The sequence below is a fragment of the Streptomyces sp. NRRL F-4489 genome, from assembly GCF_001509485.1.
GTDB lineage: Bacteria > Actinomycetota > Actinomycetes > Streptomycetales > Streptomycetaceae > Streptomyces.
In genome coordinates this window covers 46,123-62,990 of the sequence record NZ_LLZI01000112.1, presented here as the reverse complement: position 1 = coordinate 62,990, position 16,868 = coordinate 46,123, and the positions used below count along the sequence as shown (strand labels likewise).

General features: G+C 70.5%; 18 protein-coding genes and 1 pseudogene. 12 read left to right on the top strand and 7 right to left on the bottom strand.

Annotation, left to right across the window (positions count from 1 at the left end):
• The 3 genes from ADL22_RS10880 to ADL22_RS10870 all read right to left on the bottom strand — a co-directional run bounded on the left by ADL22_RS10880 (position 1) and on the right by ADL22_RS10870 (position 2,332).
• A complete protein-coding gene (locus tag ADL22_RS10880; RefSeq protein WP_079064014.1) occupies positions 1-942 on the bottom strand; it encodes a virginiamycin B lyase in 942 nt (313 codons plus the stop codon).
• A gap of 43 nt (positions 943-985) precedes the next feature.
• Positions 986-1,480, bottom strand: a complete 495-nt coding sequence (locus tag ADL22_RS10875) for a hemerythrin domain-containing protein (protein WP_199836262.1) — start codon at positions 1,478-1,480, stop codon at positions 986-988.
• 195 nt (positions 1,481-1,675) lie between these two features.
• Positions 1,676-2,332: a maleylpyruvate isomerase N-terminal domain-containing protein gene (locus ADL22_RS10870; RefSeq protein ID WP_066976693.1), complete on the bottom strand. Its 657-nt coding sequence runs from the start codon at positions 2,330-2,332 to the stop codon at positions 1,676-1,678.
• 147 nt (positions 2,333-2,479) lie between these two features.
• Between ADL22_RS10870 and ADL22_RS10865 the strand changes: the two genes are divergently transcribed.
• The 5 genes and pseudogenes from ADL22_RS10865 to ADL22_RS10845 all read left to right on the top strand — a co-directional run bounded on the left by ADL22_RS10865 (position 2,480) and on the right by ADL22_RS10845 (position 6,358).
• Positions 2,480-2,905, top strand: coding sequence for a pyridoxamine 5'-phosphate oxidase family protein (locus tag ADL22_RS10865; RefSeq protein WP_066976293.1), 426 nt, complete (start codon positions 2,480-2,482; stop codon positions 2,903-2,905).
• A gap of 274 nt (positions 2,906-3,179) precedes the next feature.
• Complete coding sequence (locus ADL22_RS10860) at positions 3,180-3,458, top strand: polyprenyl synthetase (RefSeq protein WP_066976687.1); 279 nt, start codon at positions 3,180-3,182, stop codon at positions 3,456-3,458.
• Positions 3,451-4,506, top strand: a complete 1,056-nt coding sequence (locus ADL22_RS10855) for a polyprenyl synthetase family protein (protein WP_066976690.1) — start codon at positions 3,451-3,453, stop codon at positions 4,504-4,506. The genes ADL22_RS10860 and ADL22_RS10855 overlap by 8 nt, the downstream gene beginning before the upstream one ends.
• A 205-nt stretch (positions 4,507-4,711) precedes the next feature.
• Positions 4,712-5,840 (top strand): annotated as a pseudogene (locus ADL22_RS10850) (oxygenase MpaB family protein).
• A gap of 98 nt (positions 5,841-5,938) precedes the next feature.
• Positions 5,939-6,358, top strand: a complete 420-nt coding sequence (locus tag ADL22_RS10845; RefSeq protein WP_159048605.1) for a hypothetical protein — start codon at positions 5,939-5,941, stop codon at positions 6,356-6,358.
• 147 nt (positions 6,359-6,505) lie between these two features.
• Here ADL22_RS10845 and ADL22_RS10840 read toward each other — a convergent pair whose 3' ends face one another.
• Together ADL22_RS10840 and ADL22_RS10835 are read right to left on the bottom strand one after the other, a co-directional pair.
• On the bottom strand, positions 6,506-7,633 hold the full coding sequence (locus ADL22_RS10840) for an NADH:flavin oxidoreductase (RefSeq protein WP_066976288.1): 1,128 nt from the start codon (positions 7,631-7,633) through the stop codon (positions 6,506-6,508).
• Between the two features lie 202 nt (positions 7,634-7,835).
• A complete protein-coding gene (locus ADL22_RS10835; RefSeq protein WP_066976285.1) occupies positions 7,836-8,336 on the bottom strand; it encodes a winged helix-turn-helix transcriptional regulator in 501 nt (166 codons plus the stop codon).
• Positions 8,337-8,438: 102 nt separating this feature from the next.
• On the opposite strand from ADL22_RS10835, the gene ADL22_RS10830 reads away from it, so the two are divergent.
• From ADL22_RS10830 to ADL22_RS10820, 3 genes are all read left to right on the top strand, one after another.
• Positions 8,439-10,013, top strand: a complete 1,575-nt coding sequence (locus ADL22_RS10830) for an MFS transporter (protein WP_066976282.1) — start codon at positions 8,439-8,441, stop codon at positions 10,011-10,013.
• Positions 10,014-10,127: 114 nt separating this feature from the next.
• Entirely contained in the window at positions 10,128-10,361 is a 234-nt protein-coding gene (locus ADL22_RS10825) for a hypothetical protein (RefSeq protein ID WP_066976279.1), read from the top strand.
• Positions 10,362-10,988: 627 nt separating this feature from the next.
• Positions 10,989-11,519, top strand: a complete 531-nt coding sequence (locus ADL22_RS10820; RefSeq protein WP_234430638.1) for a hypothetical protein — start codon at positions 10,989-10,991, stop codon at positions 11,517-11,519.
• A gap of 17 nt (positions 11,520-11,536) precedes the next feature.
• Here the strand turns inward: ADL22_RS10820 and ADL22_RS10815 are convergent, their stop codons facing one another.
• A complete protein-coding gene (locus ADL22_RS10815) occupies positions 11,537-12,331 on the bottom strand; it encodes a class I SAM-dependent methyltransferase (RefSeq protein WP_079064013.1) in 795 nt (264 codons plus the stop codon).
• 89 nt (positions 12,332-12,420) lie between these two features.
• The gene (locus ADL22_RS10810) at positions 12,421-12,864 is read right to left on the bottom strand and encodes a MarR family winged helix-turn-helix transcriptional regulator (protein ID WP_234430637.1); all 444 of its coding nucleotides are present in this window, start codon (positions 12,862-12,864) and stop codon (positions 12,421-12,423) included.
• A gap of 162 nt (positions 12,865-13,026) precedes the next feature.
• On the opposite strand from ADL22_RS10810, the gene ADL22_RS10805 reads away from it, so the two are divergent.
• The 4 genes from ADL22_RS10805 (at position 13,027) to ADL22_RS10790 (ending at position 16,642) form a co-directional block, all read left to right on the top strand.
• Positions 13,027-14,064, top strand: a complete 1,038-nt coding sequence (locus tag ADL22_RS10805) for an SMP-30/gluconolactonase/LRE family protein (RefSeq protein ID WP_079064012.1) — start codon at positions 13,027-13,029, stop codon at positions 14,062-14,064.
• Between the two features lie 141 nt (positions 14,065-14,205).
• Positions 14,206-14,538 (top strand): ArsR/SmtB family transcription factor, encoded by a 333-nt coding sequence (locus ADL22_RS10800; RefSeq protein ID WP_066976276.1) that lies wholly within the window; start codon positions 14,206-14,208, stop codon positions 14,536-14,538.
• A gap of 80 nt (positions 14,539-14,618) precedes the next feature.
• A complete protein-coding gene (locus ADL22_RS10795) occupies positions 14,619-15,299 on the top strand; it encodes an NAD(P)H-dependent oxidoreductase (protein WP_066976273.1) in 681 nt (226 codons plus the stop codon).
• 155 nt (positions 15,300-15,454) lie between these two features.
• Positions 15,455-16,642: an FAD-dependent monooxygenase gene (locus ADL22_RS10790; protein WP_066976269.1), complete on the top strand. Its 1,188-nt coding sequence runs from the start codon at positions 15,455-15,457 to the stop codon at positions 16,640-16,642.
• Positions 16,643-16,868: the final 226 nt, after the last annotated feature.

Here is a 16,868-nt window from a genome sequence, read left to right as displayed (position 1 = left end):
TCACACCTCCTGGTTGTTGTTGCGGTCGGGAGCCTGCCTTGGACTGACGCGGGCCAGGGTGCCGATTTCCAGGGCCGTCCACAGGGCGCCGTCCGGGCCGAGGGCGATACCGTGCGGTTCGGAGCCAGGCGTGGGCAGGTCGTACACATCGATGGCGCCCTGGGGCGTGATGCGGCCGACGCGATTGGCGCCCCACTCCGTGAACCACGGGGTGCCGTTTCCGTCAACCGTGATGGCGTGCGGCCGGGCCGAGCGATCGGGCAGCGGGAATTCGGTGATCTCGCCTTCGGCGGTGATGCGGCCGACCTGTCCGGCGGCGATTTCCACGAACCAGAGGTCGCCGTCCCGGCCCGCGGTGATTCCCACCGGTGCGGCGGCCTCGGTCGGCAGCGGGTGGACGGAAATCTTTCCGTCCATGCCGATCCGCCCTATCGCATTGGCCTGGTTCAGGGTGAACCACATCCCGCCGTCACCGCCCGCGGTGATCGCGGAGGGGAACGCGCCACTGACCGGCAGCGGGAACTCGGTGATATCTCCGGCAGGGGTGATACGGCCGATGCGGTCGGCGGCTGTCTCGGTGAACCACAATGCGCCGTCCGGACCCGGAGCGATACCGAACGGACCGCAGGCGGGGGTCGGCAGCGCGAATTCGTCGACCGAGCCGTCGACGGAAATCCGTCCGATCCGGTGGGCGCGGTATTCGGTGAACCACAGCGCCCCGTCCGGACCCGGGACAATGATGGTCGGCCCGCTGGACGGATCGAGTGGGAAACCGGTCGGTACGCCGCCGGGCACCAGCCGGCCGATCCGGCCGCTGTGCACCAACGTGAACCACAGCGCACCGTCCGGCCCGGTCGTGACGGCGTACGGGCCGCTGTCACGGTCGGCCACGGCGAATTCCTCGATGGTGAGGGATATCGGAGACAAGGGTGTCCTCCTCATGGGGGTGGTGATGGGGTGAGCGAGGGTGGGGCTTTCGGACCGGTCAGATTTCTGTGTCATCCGTGAGGAGAAACGCCGGTGGCGCCTGCTTCCACTCAGGTACGTTCAGCGCGTTGAGCGCCGCGACGATGCGCTTTTCCTCGTAGAGGAAGTGTGTCTCCATCAAAGCCGTCAGGCTGTCCACCTCGCGGCGGACCGCGGTGGGGTCGCTTTCCCGGTCCAGCTCGCGGATCAGCGCGTTGAGCCGTTGCAGGGATTCCTCGACCAGCTCGTGGTCGCGGCGCAACTCGACGAGTACGGGGCGCAGTTCGGGGAATTGCTCGGCGACCGCGGGGAACGCCGCATTGTCCTCGCCTGAGTGGTGCCGGTTCAGTGCGGAGCAAAAGGTCAGGCAGTGGGTCCGCAGTTCGCGGAGTCGCGCGCCGCCGGTGAGATAGGCGTCGATGCCTTCACGTAGCGTGGCGAGCTCCTCGCGAAGCCAGAGGTGTACTTGGATCAGTTGGTTGCCGAACGCCGCCAGGCGCTCGTGGGATGTCACCAAGGATGTGTCCCGTTGGTTCGGCGCCTCCATGCCCTCGGCGGTCTCTTTGCCGGGCGCACTGCGACGCTGAGTAAGGTCTTACCAATGGGGAAAATGATCTGTCAATCGCGTATGGGTAGGGCGGGGTGCCGGGGAGAGCCGGCGGATCGGCACGGGGCCGGATTGTTCCGCGTCTTTCCGCGGCCCGTACGCTCAGCCGAGGATGAGCGGAAGGGTAGCGGCGAGAGGGCCAAGTTTCGCTTTTTCCCAGTCAGTTGGTCTGCGGCGTCCGGTGCCGATCAGTAGTGCGTCCTGATCGGAGAACGAAGGGGGAAACGCGGCGCCCGCGATCTTTTCCAGGGACGCGCGTGACGCCGCGAGGGTCTCGGCGGGCGGCCTGGCGAGCGACGGCAGATGGGCGATCAGGTCCAGGTGGTGCAGGGTCCATTCGAGGATGTAGGCGGACAGGTAGTCGGCGACGGTGAGTACCTTGTCGTTGGTGCTGACGCGGGTGGCGGGGTTGGCGAGTCGGGCGGCGCGGCCGGCCGCGGAACCGACGTCGTCCAGATGGAACTTGAGCCATCGCGGTTCGCCGTAGGCGGCTGCCAGTCGGGGGATCAGCGCGTCGAGCGGGTCCTCGCCGGCCGGGGGTGCGGCGAGGAGTTCCCAGTAGGTGATCGCGTCCGCGGTCGGCTCGGCTTCGGTGGGCGTGGCGAGCGTGATCAGGACGTCCTGGGCGTCGATGACCAGGTGGCACACCAGGTCGCGCACGAGCCAGCCGGCGCAGCCCGACGGCCGCTCGAAGTCTTCGTCCGGAGTCTCGGCGACGGCCGCGCGCAACGCCGTCCAGGAGCGTGAGAAGAGGTCCACGCGCGGCACGGTAATACCGGGCCGGAAGGACGGACAAGCGTATTCGGGGCGCGGGGTGGGGGTGCGCGCGGAGGCCGAGGGGGTTCCGATGCAGGCGGCTCCGCGAATGCCCATCGGGGGCTACCGCTCCCCGTTACAGTCGAGCGCATGTCACTGTCGATCCGAGAACGAGAGTTGTTTCTGGCCGAGCCGCATGTCGGTGCCTTGTCGGTGGTCGAACGGCCGGACCGGGCACCGCTGACGGTTCCCATCTGGTACCACTACACTCCCGGCGGCGAACTGTGGGTGCGTACGGGGCCTGATTCCCGGAAGGCCCGGGCGATCCGCTCCGCCGGGCGGTTCAGCATGATGGTGCAGCGTACCGAGCCGACCGTGCGCTACGTATCGGTCGAGGGGCCGGTGACCAGGACGGAGCCGGACAGCCGGGAACGTGCCTGGGAGATGGCCGCCCGGTACCTCCCGGAGGAAAAGGTCGCCGACTTCGTCGAGTACGACCGGACCCATCTGGGTGAGCACGTGCTCTTCTACCTGCGGCCGGAAAACTGGCTGTCTCTGGACATGGGGGCCTTTTAGCCGGGCCGGTACCCGGCGTAGGGGCCTGCTGAGCGCGCCGGGAGCCCGCCGTCCGCGCTGACCGCACAGGTGGGCGAGGTGGTCACTCGACGGTGAGTTTCCGGTGCCTCCTTCCCGGGTGGGCGGGATCCTGGGGGCGGCTGGAATGGTCCCAGGGTTGGAACCCCCGGCCGCAAGGGGCGGGCGTACGGCGGTAAGGGCCGGACGGCCGGGAAGGGCGGCGGTGCGGGATTGCCGGCGCCGGGTGACTGGGTTGCGGGTGGGGGAGTTGCGGATGGCCCGGGAAGAGGGACGTCGGGGCGGGCTGGATGGGCAGGCTGTGCTGCTGGTGGCCGGATTGGCCGATCTGGCGGTGAGTACGGTGGGCTCGGCTCTGGGGACGGTGCGCCAGCTGTTGCGCCGTTCGGATGCGGCGGAACTGGCGGCGGAGGCCGAGCGGGACCTGATGGCGCGCGGCCGCCTGGTGCTGGACCGGTACGCCGCGGTCCCGCCGGCGCACCTGGAAATCCTTGCCCGTCACGCGCTGGCGCGGCGGGCCGCCGACGATGCCTGAGCGCTGGGAGCCGGCCGCGTTCAAGGCCCGTGTCGATGCGGTGCTGTCCGAGTTCGTTGCGCGGGAAGCCGACGAGTTCGTGGCCATCGATCCCGAACTGGCGCCGGTGGCCCAGCAGTTGGAGGTGGCGGTCGCGGACGGCAAGCGGCTGCGGGCGGCCTTCTGCTACTGGGGGTGGCGGGCGGCGCGGCAGCCGGACAGCGACGCGCTGGTCCGGTCGGCGGCCGCGATGGAATTGGTGCACGCCGCCGCGGTGGTGCACGACGACCTCATCGACGACAGCCCGCTGCGGCACGGCCGGCCCACCGCGCATCGTGCCTTGCGCGGGGCCGTACGCCGCCGTCCGCGTGCGGTGACCTCCGCCCGGTCGCTGGCGATGCTGGTCGGGGATCTGCTGATGGCGATGGCCGGGCAGATGTTCGCCACCAGCGGTCTGCCGGCCGCGTATCTGGCCCGGGCGCGCCCGCTGTGGTCGGTGCTGGCCCGGGAGCTGATCGCGGGGGAGTGCCTGGAGATCCTGCGTACCGGAAGCGATCCGGACACCGCGGAGTCGCTGCAGGTCATCCGGTACAAGACCGCCAAGTACACCGTCGAACAACCCCTGTTGATCGGCGGCGCCCTGGCGGGAGCCGGCGAGCGGCTGCGGGAGGGCTACTCGGCGTACGGGCTGCCGCTGGGCGAGGCGTTCCAGTTGCGGGACGACCTGCTCGGCCTGTTCGGCGACCCGGAACACACCGGCAAGGCCAACGCCGACGATGTGCGCGGCCGCCGGCCCACGACCCTGCTGGCGGAGACGTGGCGGATGGCCGGCGAGGACGACCGGGAGCGCCTTCGGGAGCTGCTGGGCCGGCGCCACCCGGGGGAGGACGGCGGCCTGACCGCGGTACGGGAGGTGATGCGGCGGTTGCGGGCGCCCGAGCGTATCGAGGCCATGATCAGCGCCCGGGTGGAGGAAGCCCTCGCCGCCCTGCACGAGTTGGACGTGCCCGCGCACGCCGCCGAGGCCCTGACGGCGTTGGCGCACTCGGCGACGCTGCGACTGTCGTAACGGGACATCGACGGTGCGCGCATCCCTGACCGACCACGCGCGCCGCCCCCGGCCACACGACACCCGCCCCCAGACACCCGCCCCCCACGAAACGCCCACCGCACAGCAATCGCCCCACGGAGACCCCATGGCACACCCGCACCCACACCCAGACCCCGCACGGAACGCCCCCCGGCAGAAGGAGTCCCCGCAATCGGCCAACGTCTTGCGCCACGCCGGAGACGAGCTCGCCGACACCACCGTCGCCACGCTCTTCGAACGCGGGGAGGTGGGCAAGTTCAACGCCCTGATGCGCTACGTCTCCACCGCGGGCGCTCCGCTTCCGGACGGGCTCCCGGACGTGGCCCGCGCCTACCTGGAGGCCACCAGCGCGCCACCTGCCTGGGTCGACTGGGCGGAGATGGAGAAAGCCCGGCTGTTCTTCATCGACAACAATGTGCACATCTCCACCGCCCTGTCGTTCGCCGCCATGCCCGCCTGCTACCTCGTGCCCCATGTGGCGAAGCTGCTGGCGGCCACGCACGGGCTGAAGTACCCGTCGAAACGGATGGCGGAGACCGGGCAGTTCACCGTCTACCTGATGCAGCCGGACGCGTTCGAGGCCGGTGGGCGCTTCCTGCCCGCCGCCCAGAAGGTGCGCCTGCTGCACGCCGCCATCCGGCATCACCTCGTCCGCGAGGGCCGGTGGGACACCGCGGCCCTGGGCACGCCGATCTGCCAGGAGGACATGATCGGCGGGCAGATGTTCTTCTCGCTGCTGGTGCTGGACAGTCTGCACCGCCTCGGCATCCATATGTCGGTGGAGGGCGCGGAGGCGTACTACTACGCCTGGCGTGTGGTCGGTGCCCTGCTCGGCGTGGACCAGGAGGCGGTCCCCACGTGCCTGGACGAGGCCCGGCGCTTCCTCGACCGGTACCTGGTCCGGTACATGGGCCCCTCCGCGGCAGGCGCGCACCTGACCCGGCAGCTCATCGACCTCTACGAGCAGGTCGTGCCCGGCACCTTCTTCGATCCGATCGTCTCCGCGCTCATCCGCTACCTCATCGGCGACACCTGCGCCGACTGGCTCCAGGTGCCCCGAACCAGCTGGGGACACCGCCGTCAAGGCCGCGCCCCACCTGCTCGGCGTACTGGAAACCATCGAGGACCGGTCACCGCTCGGTGCCTGGGCGCTGGACCGCCTGGGACACCTCACCACGCTCTTCGAACTCTCCTCCCTGACCCGCGGACGCGTCATGCACTACGCGATTCCGGAAGAGCTCAAGAAGGACTACGGCGTCGCCGGGACGCCCCGGACCCGGCGATGGGCCCCGCCGGCCGCGACCGTTTCGTAGCGCGAGTCGGGCCGGTACCCCGAGCGCAAGTACCGTGCGAAGTACGGGCGTTGGCCCCCCGCTGCCGTGCGTCCGTGCGGTATGGCAGGGTGGCGGGCATGCGTGGAATGCGGGGGATATCCAAGACGGCTGGTGCGGGCGTACTGCTGCTGGGTGTGGCGGCCGCGGTGGTGGCCGGGGTGCATGACGAGCGCCGGGCGCTGGCCAGGGAAGAAGGCGGTGCCTGGGCGGCGTCGTACTACCCGAAAGTGCGGGCCGAGATCGCCGCCGAGGAGCGGCAGCGGCGTGCGGAACAGCAGTCGGCGTGGGAGGAGCAGCGCCGGCGCGCCGACTGCCGCACGCGGCTGCAGCAGGTGATCTGCATGCCCGCCGGCCAGGCACCGAAGCTGGTCGTCCGGGCGTACGCCCTGCCCTCGTGCGACCGGATGGCGCGACGGAAGCATCCGGGCTGGTACCAGGAGGACTGGCGGCGCGGGTGCGAGGAGCGCAGGCGGAGCGGCTCTCGGACAAGCAGGTGAGCGGTGGGGTCGGCGCCGTGTTCCGGCAGCACCGCGAGCCGGGCCGGCGCCTGTCCCTGTACCCATGCCTGTGCCTGGCGGAGCCCGCCGCCGGTGGGCGCGAACCCAACGAGCGGCAGCGGCTCCGCCTCCGGCAGGCGCGGGCGGTCAGCTCAGCGTCTTCACCGCTGCCGCGTCGTACGGCTTGAGCTCGTCGAAGCGGTTGCCGAGGACCTTGGCCGCCCACTCCGGGTCCTGGAGCAGGGCCCGGCCGACGGCGACCAGCTCGAACTCGTCGCGCTCCAGGCGGTCGAGGAGGTTGTCGATGCTCCGGACCGGCGAACCCTCGCCCCGGAAGGCGTTGACGAAATCCCCGTCCAGGCCGACCGAGCCGACGGTGATGGCGGTCTTGCCGGTGAGCTTCTTGGTCCAGCCCGCGAGGTTGAGGTCCGAGCCGTCGAATTCGGGGAGCCAGTAGCGGCGGGTGGAGGCGTGGAAGGCGTCCACGCCGGCCTCGGCGAGCGGCGTCAGGATCGCTTCCAGTTCGTTCGGGGTCTCGGCGAGCCTGGCGTCGTAGACCTCCTGCTTCCACTGGGAGTAGCGGAAGATCACCGGGAAGCCGGGGGAGACGGCCGCGCGGACGGCGGCCACGAGCTCGGCCGCGAACTTCGTGCGGGCCACGGGGTCGCCACCGTAGGCGTCGGTGCGGCGGTTCGTGCCGGACCACAGGAACTGGTCGATGAGGTAGCCGTGGGCGCCGTGGAGTTCGACGCCGTCGAAGCCGATGCGTTCGGCGTCCGCGGCGGCGGTGGCGAAGGCGGCGATGACGTCGTCCAGATCGCGCCGGGTCATTGCCTTGCCGCGGCCCTCGGTGCCGTCGACGCGGAGACCGGAGGGGCCGATGGCGGGGGCGTCGGGGAAGGGCGGGTCGCCCTGCTCGCGCACCATGCCGATGTGCCACAGCTGCGGCACGATCGTGCCGCCCGCCGCGTGCACGGCGTCGGCGACCTTCGCCCAGCCCGCCAGCTGCTCCTCGCCGTGGAACCGCGGCACCCGGTCACTCTGCCCGGCCGACTCATGGCCGACGTACGTCCCCTCGGTGACGATCAGGCCGACACCGGCGCCGGCGCGGCGGGCGTAGTACGACAGCACGTCGTCGCCCGGGACGCCGCCCGGGGAGAACATGCGGGTCATGGGCGCCATCACGATGCGGTTCGGCACGGTCAGGCCGTTCAGCGCGACGGGCCGGGACAGTATCCCGGCCGCGCGGGAGGCGGTGGAGGCGGCGTCGGTCACGGGGGCTCCTCGTAGGTACCAGGCGGTGGGGTGCGTACGCACGGGTGGTGGGTAACCCACCCGGCGCCGGACGCACTGGATGGCGTATGCACCGATTCTGCGTAGGCGCCAACCGCCCCGGTCGCCATGGCATTCCTCCCGCTCGGCGAACGGTGTTGTGATCCTGGCCACGCGCGGCGGTGCCCCGACACGTTCCCGCAGGTCAGCTGACGCGCCGGGGCGGTGCCGCCGCCCGGGCGACGCGCTCGCGCTCCGCTGCCTGGTGTGCGGCGGCGGCGCGCTCGGCGGCCTCGCGCCGGTCGTACGCGGCGCGGGCGGCGGCGATGGCGTTCTGGTGCTCCTCGGTCCAGACGACCAGGGCGCGGATGGTGCTGTGCAGGGTCGCGCCCATCGGCGTCAGCTCGTAGTCGACGCGCGGCGGGACGGTCGGGTGGACCGTGCGGCTGACCAGTCCGTCGCGTTCGAGGTGCCGCAGGGTGCGGGTCAGCATCCGCTGACTGACGCCGTCGATCGCCCGCCGCAGCTCGGTGAACCGCAGGCTCTGCCGGTCCAGCAGGGCGATCACCAGGAGCGACCACTTGTCGGCGATGCGGTCCAGGATCTGCCGCACCTCGCAGTCGGCGCGCTGGTCCCACTGCAGAACATCGTCGTCGGGGCCGGTATCCCCGCAGTAACCAAGGGACTTGAAAGTGCCGTCTTCCATGGTCACGGATGGTGCCTGACGATGCTCTCGGTTACAAGAGGGAACTCACAGGCACTTGGGGAACTGCCCCGAACGCCGGTTCCCGTGCGAGAGGTTGGACCGATGCCGAATACCGTGACCGGGTCTGCCGGGGGGAGCGCCCGCCTGACGGGGCGCTCGTGGGGTGTACTGCTGGTGCTGTGCGGGGCGATCTTCCTTGAGGGGATCGATGTGGCGATGCTGAATGTGGCGCTGCCGTCGATCCGCGCCGATCTGGGGTTGTCGACCGGGATGCTCAGCGGGGTCGTCAGCGCCTACGTGCTGGGGTACGGCGGATTCATGCTGCTGGGCGGACGCGCCGCCGACCTGCTGGGACACCGCCGGATGTTCGTGCTCTGGCTGGTGGTGTTCCTGGCCTTCTCCGGACTGGGAGGGTTCGCCGCCGGCGGGTGGATGCTGCTGGTCGCCCGGTTCGTGACGGGTGTCGCGGCGGCTTTCATGGCGCCTGCGGGACTGGCGCTGGTGACGTCCAACTTCCCGGAGGGGCCGGTGCGGACGAAGGCCCTGGGCGTGTACGCGGGGACCGCGGCGGGCGGCTTCTCACTCGGCCTGGTCGCCGGCGGGCTGCTGACCTCGCTCGGCTGGCGGTGGGTGTTCTTCGCACCGGTCGTCCTGTCGGCGCTGATCCTGGTGGCGGCGCTGGCTCTGCTGCGCGAAGGGGCCGCCACCGGTACCGATACCGCTCCCGATACCGCTCCCGATACCGCTCCCAATACCGCTCCCGCCACAGGCACCGACGCGGACACCGCCGTTCCTGGCACGGTTGGGGAGCGGCCCCGGGGCGGCTTCGACCTGGCCGGGGCGCTGTCCCTCACCGCGGCGATGCTGCTGCTGGTGTACGGGGTGGTCCGGCTGGAGCACCCCGGCGACGGCCCCGGTCTGACCGGCGCGGTGTTCGCCGCCGGCCTGGCGCTGCTGGGGGTGTTCGCCGCGGTGGAACGACGGTCCGCCGCGCCGCTGGTCCGACTGGGAATCCTGCGCTCCGCACCGCTGGTACGCGTCAACGCGGCCGCGCTGCTGTTCCTGGCCGCCTTCGCCGGCTTCCAGTTCCTGGCCACGCTGTACTTCCAGGAAGTGCGGGGATGGAGCACCCTGCAGACCGGCCTGGCCATGCTGGTGATCGGCATCGACACCGTCCTCGCGCCCGTCCTGACGCCGCGCCTGGTCAACCGGTTCGGCAACGTCCGGGTACTGTTCGGCGGCCTGGTGCTCGCGGCGGCCGCGTACGCCCTGTTCCTCCCGGTCGGGAAGGACTGGACGTACGCGGCGATGCTCCCCGCGCTGCTGCTCCTGGGGCTCGCCTTCTCCCTGGCGTACGGCCCCATGACCATGGCCGCCACCGAAGGCGTCGCGGAGGACGAGCACGGCCTGGCGGGCGGACTGCTCTACACCTCGCTCCAGTTCGGCGCGGCGCTCGGCCTGTCGGCCGTCACCGCCGTCAACGTCGGCGCCGGCACGGGACTTACGGCCCTGCGCAGCGCGCTGCTCGTCCCGGTCGCGGCCGCGGCGCTCGGCGCCCTCGTCCTCGCGTTCGGCCTCCGCGCCCCCACCGGCCGGAACGTCACGCCGCCGACCGCGTCCGCCGCCGCCGAGGCCCCGGCTGAGGCCCCCGCTGAGTCCGCCGCGACCGCCGCCTGAGCGGTACTGCGCGGACGCGGGACGCGGGACGCGGGACGCGGGACGTGGAGACGTGGAGACGGGGAGACGCTGGGACGGAACCACCTTCTCGTATTGGACCCCAGGCAGAACGCGGTGAGCATCGACGCCGTCGCCTCGTGGGCCGAGGACGCGGACACCAAGCGGCATGTCTGGGACCTGTATCGGCGGACGAGCCCCAAGGGCGCCGGCTACGACCTGGGGAACTTCTGGCGCGGCGGGCCCACCGATCCCGGACTGGGCGTCCTCCGGCTGGAACCCTGGCGCGTCCAGGTGATCCGAGGCACCGACCTGCGCCGCACCATATGGCGCGCCGCCGGCCAACGCTGACGGGACGAAGCCCGCCGCCCCTTCGCTGAGCGGAGCGCACACGCGTGCAGCGGCCGGATGCCTGGGAGCCGCACCTCACAAGCGGCGACCGCAGCCCTGTAGGACGTTACGGCACAGCAGAGACCCGCTGTGCCGTAACGTCGTTCCGTCCAGGGCGACTCGGCATCAACGGAGGGCATCATGACGACTTGAAGAGCACCGGCCGATCGGCCGCACTGGCGCAGGGTCGGCACCTGGGCCACGGTCGCTGACGGAGGCCGAAGGGCCTGCGCCGCCTGCGGAACGCCCGTCCGCTCGTACCAGTACCGCCGCTATCCACCCGAATCGTCCATGTACGAACGATGCGTGGGGTTCGCCTGGTGTTCCGGCTGCCGGATCTACTCGGGAAATATGGTCCACATCCCCCGGAAGCGAATTCTCGACGACGCCCTGGCATCTCTCCCCACCCGGCAACGCGAACGGCTCGTCCGCTCGGAACAGATCTGATCGATTTCCTGGACCGCCGGGCCCGAAAAGCAGAAGCCGGGTAGCGGCCACAGCCACAGCCATAGCCACAGCCCGAGCATCGAGGCATTCCCGTTATGCCAACGGCCGACCGGGCCGTACCCCCGAGTCTAGGATCACCGCATGACTACCGATGCCCCGCTTGCCCGCGACTCGTTCCGTCGCCTCAAGCCGATCAGCACCCCCAAGCAGATGCCTCACGTTCCGGACCGCGTCTGGAGCGAGAGGGAATGGGAGCGGATCCAGCAGGGGTATCACGCACAGGACATGGACGAGAAGTGGAACGCCTTCGTGGAGGGTGACGTCCTTTTCCTGCACCGGAGTTGGACCGGACGCGGTGTCTACGAAGCGAGCTTCGCTCCGATAGCCGGCGGCGGGAGGAAAATCGTGTCGGCTGTGGTGGAGGCCGATACGCGGCATTATCGGAGCCCGGGCGATGAGCACGACCAGCTGATGCTCGAACTCGTCATCAGCGCCATCGTCCTCGGCGAGCCCGCCACCGAGCTCCGGGCCGCCCTGCGGGACCTGACGGCTCGGCTCTCCGGGAAGAACGACGCTCCCGCGGGCGCGTTGGAACACAGCGTCGTGGGATTGCGTTCGGCATCGCCTCGTCAGGCATCAGACACTGACCCGAACAGCGACCGAACCGCATAACCACCGCCACCCGTTTCTCAGCCGGCCGGCGACGTATCCGTGCGGTGGGCGACGAGATGGAGCAAGGAGGCGACCCGGCGATAGGGGTCGGTGCTCCCCGCACGGTCCTCGGCGTCGAGGAGGGCGTTGAGGGTCTCCTCGTCGGGCACTGGTGCGTTCGCGTCGGCCGTGTCGGTGAATATGCGGACGCCGTACCACTGGTCAAGGTGGATGTGGCGCTGGGCCAGTGCGGAGGTGAGGGGCTCCAGGTGGTCGGCGCGGGCTCTGAGGCCGAGGCGGTTGAGATAGGTGTCGCTGTCGAATGCGTGGGTGGCGCTGGACCAGTCGCCGAGCAGTCCGGGGCGCATCGCCAGGGCGTCGCCGTTGCGTACGAGCAGGGACAGCAGCCCACCGGTCGCCATGACGTGGGCGATGGCGTCCAGGAGCGGTTCGGGTGACGGGAAGTACATCAAGACGCCGTGGCAGAGGACCACGTCGAAACCGGCGGGCTCGAAGAGTCTGGTGAGGTCTTCGGCGCTGCCGTGAAGGAGCTGGACGCGATCGCGGACGGTCTCGGGCTCGTCGGCCAGGGCGGTGCGGAAGTCACCGAGCAACTGGGGCGAGGAATCCAGTCCCGTCACGTGGTGACCGCGGCGGGCCAGCAGGAGTGCCTGGGTGCCTTGGCCGCAGCCGATGTCGAGGACTCTGCGGGGTGGGGAGTCGGGGAGGTGGCTGAGGAGTTGGCGGCGGACCAACTCCTGCCGCACGACCTGGCGGAGTGTGCCCAGGCGGGACCGCCATCGCTCCTCGCCTGCCGAAAAGCCGGTGTTCATGGTGCTCCCCTCTGCCGGACGTGGAGGCGGAGCCTAACGGAGGCTGCCCGGAGCCGATAACGCCTTGCACCGGCCCCGTGCTCGTCCCCTCAGCCCGCCCGTACGGAATCGAGCAGGGTCACGCACCGGTCGAGAAGATCGACCAGGGTTGCCCGTTCCTCGTCGGTGAACTCGGCGGCCAGCGCGCGTTCGACCGGGACCGCGCGGGCATCGGCCTGAGCCACGACGGCGCGGCCCTCGTCGGTGAGGCGGATTTCCAGGACGTTCTTGTGCCACTCGTGCGGGGTGCGCGTGATGAGGCCGCGCTCCTGGAGGTTTTTGAGCACCGTGTTCATGGTGGGGGGCGTCACGCCGCACGCCCGCGCCAGCGCGGCGGCCGAGATGCCGGGGCGCTCGGCGCTGTGGAGCAGGGCCGCGTACTGCGGAACCGTGAGGCCGGCCGGCTTCAGCGCCGCGGTCTTGGCGCCGTTGAGGGCCTGCTCGGCGCGCTTGATGGAGGATCCGAGGCGCTCGGACACGGGCATGGACGTCATCCCCGCATCGTATCGGCCGTATAGGAGGGAAGACCTCGATTGGGGATGAGTGTGCGCATGCTAGTTAGAGGTTTGCTGATGATTAGTGCTCTAATGTAAGTTCGTGGGTATCCAATCGCCTGGGGGCATCCGCAGGCGTGATGAACGGGGGAGGACCCACCCATGTCCCAAGCGCTTACTCGTCGGACGCTGGCTTCGGCCGCCCTGGCCCTGGCGGCCGTCGTCGTACTGCCGGCCGCGACCGCCGGCGCCCGGCCGCTGGACGTACCGCCGGCCAGGCACACCGCCGCCCGGCAGGAAGTCCGCGCCCAGGTCCGTACCGCCTTCGATCTGCCTGGCGACCGCGTCTATCCGGAAGGCATCGCCGCCGACCCGCGCACCGGCGACCTCTACATCGGCTCCTACGAGACCGGCGCCGTCTACCGCGCGGTGCCTGGGCATCCCGCGGCCCGGATCTTCCTGCCGTCCGGCGCCGACGGGCGCACCACAGCCAACGGCCTGAAGGTCGACCGCGCCGGCCGGCTGTGGGTCATCGACTCGACCACCGGCGTCGCCGTCTACGACCTGCGCGATCGCAGGCTCATCGCCCGCTTCGACGTGCGGGGACGTGCCACGCGGTTCGTCAATGACCTGGCGTTCACCCCGGACGGCAGCGCCTACCTGACCGACAGCTACCGCGGCGTCGTCTACCGCGTCACACCCGCCCAGCTGGCCCGGGCCGCCGCGCACGGCGGGCGCGCCGAGCTGACCGCGGCCTACGACCTGACCGGTGTGCTCCCGCCGGTCCCGGCCGGCATCGTCACGCTCAACGGCATCGTGGCGGACCCCTCCGGACGCTATCTGCTCACCGTCGACATGACCGCCGGCACGCTGTACCGGGTCGAGGTGGCCACCGGATCGATACGCCAAGTCGCCCTGGCGGGTGGGGACATGGAGCACGGTGACGGTCTGGAGATGCGGGGGCGCACCCTCTGGGTCGTCCACAATGCGACCAACGCCATCAGCCGGTGGGAGGTTGGCGATGGCGGCCGGTCCGCCCGCAGGGAGCGGGTGATCACCGACCCGGCGCTCCAGGTCCCGACCACGATGGTGCACAGCGGTGGGCGGCTGCTCGTCGTCCGCTCCCAGTTCGACAAGGGCGGCCCGATGGGGCAGGGGACGCCGCAGCCGTTCACGGTGGCGGAGGTGGACGGCATCTGAGGGGGGTGGGGGCTGGGGTCGGGGGTGTCGGAGGGGTGGACGCCGCCCGGCCCTCGGCCCTGGCCCCGGCTCGTCGTCCGGCCGTGTTCCGTAGCGAGATACCGTGGGGAGGAGGTGTCCCGTACGCGAGGAAGGTGGCTGATGGTGGCGGCGGCGGAAGTGGGGGCGAGTGATCTGGTCGAGGTGTTCAAGGCCCTGGGCAACCCCGCGCGTTTGCAGATCATGCAGTGGCTGAGGGAGCCCGACCGGTACTTCAGCGCGTACGAGCCGATCGCGGACCGCCGGTCGGTCGGTGTCTGCGTCACGCACATCCAGGGCAAGTCAGGGCTCGCGCAGTCAACGGTCTCCAGCTATATGAGCACGCTCGAACGGGCCGGTCTGGTGCGTTCCACCCGGGTCGGCAAGTGGACCCACTACCGCCGGGACGAGGAGCGGCTGGCGGAGGTGGCGCGGGCGATGGCCGCGAGCGTCTGACGGGCGGCGTCCCGCGTCCGTCGTTCGGCGTCCGGCGGGCATTTCATTGACACATCGCAATACGTCGATATGATTTCCTCATGTCGACCTTCGATGCTGCTCCCACCGCCCTGATCGTCCACGCTCACCCCGAGTCCCAGTCCTTCAGCACCGCCCAAATGACCACCGCTGCCCAGGCGTTGCGCGACGCCGGCTACCGGGTCGATGTGATCGACCTCTACTCCGACGCCTGGGCGCCGGTCCTCGGCCGGGAGGAATTCGCGCCGGTGGAAGGCCACTTCAAGCCGCAGGCCGAACAGCGGCGCGCGGTCAAGGACGGGACGCTCGACGCGACCGTCAGGGACCACCTCGACCGGCTGCTCGCCGCGGATCTGCTCGTGCTGTCGTTCCCGCTGTGGTGGTTCTCGGTGCCCGCCATTCTCAAGGGCTGGGTGGACCGCGTCTTCGTGATGGGCGGGGTCTTCGGCGGGGAGTACGGCCTGTTCGGCGAGGCGGCGCTCGCCGGGAAGCGGGCGATGCTGCTGTTCACGACCGGCGGGCCCAGTGAGGCGTTCCGGCCCGGCGGCGCCCTCGGCTCGATGGACGATTTCCTGTTCCACATCCACCGCGGCATGTTGGAATTCGTCGGCTACCAGGTCCTCGCGCCCGTCATCACCTACGGGCCGGCGCATATGACCGACCAGGAACGGGCGGCGGCGCTGGAGACCGTCCGGGAGTCCGTCGCGCTCGCCGCGGTGGACGCGCTGCCGGCCGTGCGGTGACCCCGCGGGGCGGCAGGGGCGGGAGCAGGGCCCGGCGCACCCCAACGTGCCGCCGCCCCCTCCCGCAACCGCCCCAACCCCCCACCGCCCAGGGAACCTTCGTACGGCGTTTCGCGTCCACCTCGGCAGGTGTGACCGATACGGAGGAACCCCTCATGAAGAACACGAACGTCCTGATCTCCGGCGCCAGTATCGCCGGCCCGGCCCTGGCCTACTGGCTGAGCCGCTACGGGTTCCACGTCACCGTGGTGGAGCGGGCCCCCGAACTGCGCGCCGGCGGCCAGGCGATCGATGTTCGGGGGCCGGCCCTCGAAGTCGCCGAGCGCATGGGCATCCTGTCCCAGGTCCGCGAGCTGGCCACCGGCCTGCGCGGGGCGTCGGTCGTCGACGCGTCCGGCAAGGAGCTGTACCGCAGCACCGAGCACACCTTCACCGGCGGGCAGATCGACAACCCCGACGTCGAGATCATGCGCGACGACCTGTGCCGCATCATCCACCAGGCCATCGACGGCACGGTGGAATACCTGTTCAACGACTCCATCACCTCCCTCACCCAGGACGACCGGGAGGTCCACGTCACCTTCGAGCGCAGCGCACCGCGCACGTTCGATCTCGTCGTGGGCGCCGACGGCCTGCATTCCACCGTCCGCAAGCTCGCCTTCGGCCCGGAGTCCGACTACATCCACCACCTCGGCAGCTACATCGGCCTGTTCACCGCCCCCAACTTCCTCGACCTGGACTACTGGCAGACGTTCCATCAGAGCGGTGAGCTGGGCGGCATCATCATGAGCGCCCGGAACAACAAGGAATGCCGGGTGTTCCTGGGCTTCGAGCAGGAGGAGCCGCTGGAGTACGACTACCGCGACGTGGACGCGCAGAAGCGCCTGATCGCCGCGCGGTTCGCCGACGCGGGATGGGAATTCCCGCGCGCCCTGAAGTACATGTGGGACGCGCCCGACTTCCACTTCGACTCCATGAGCCAGATCCGGATGGACTCCTGGTCGCGCGGGCGCGTGGTACTGCTCGGCGACGCCGGTTACTGCGGTTCCCCGATGACCGGCCAGGGCACGAGCCTGGCGCTGATCGGCGCGTACGTCCTGGCGGGCGAACTCAAGGCCGCGGGCGGCGATCACCGCGCGGCGTTCGCCGCCTACGAGGAAGAACTGCGGGACCACGTCCGCGGCACCCAGCAGTTCGCCCTGGACAACAAGGCACGCCGGGAGGAGGCGATGGCCGCCGTCGCCAACCAGGACGAGACGGAGGCGGCTGAGACCTTCGACGCCGGCGGCGACATGCGGGAGTTCTACGAGTTCATCAACTCCTTTGTACTGAAGGGCTATTGATCCCCCTCCGCGGCCACGACCGGTCGGCGGGCGGCGGCCCGCCGGCCCACCCCGTGGCGGCCACCACCTCCCGCGCGCGGTGGCGTCGGACGCGGTGAGCAGGACCCGTACGATTCCCACCCCCGGCCCCATGGCCCGCTCGAACATGCCGGCCGTCTCCGGCAGCACGCTCATGGTGTTGGTGTAGATCGGGTGGTGTCTGATCCATGGCGCTAGCCTGCCAGGC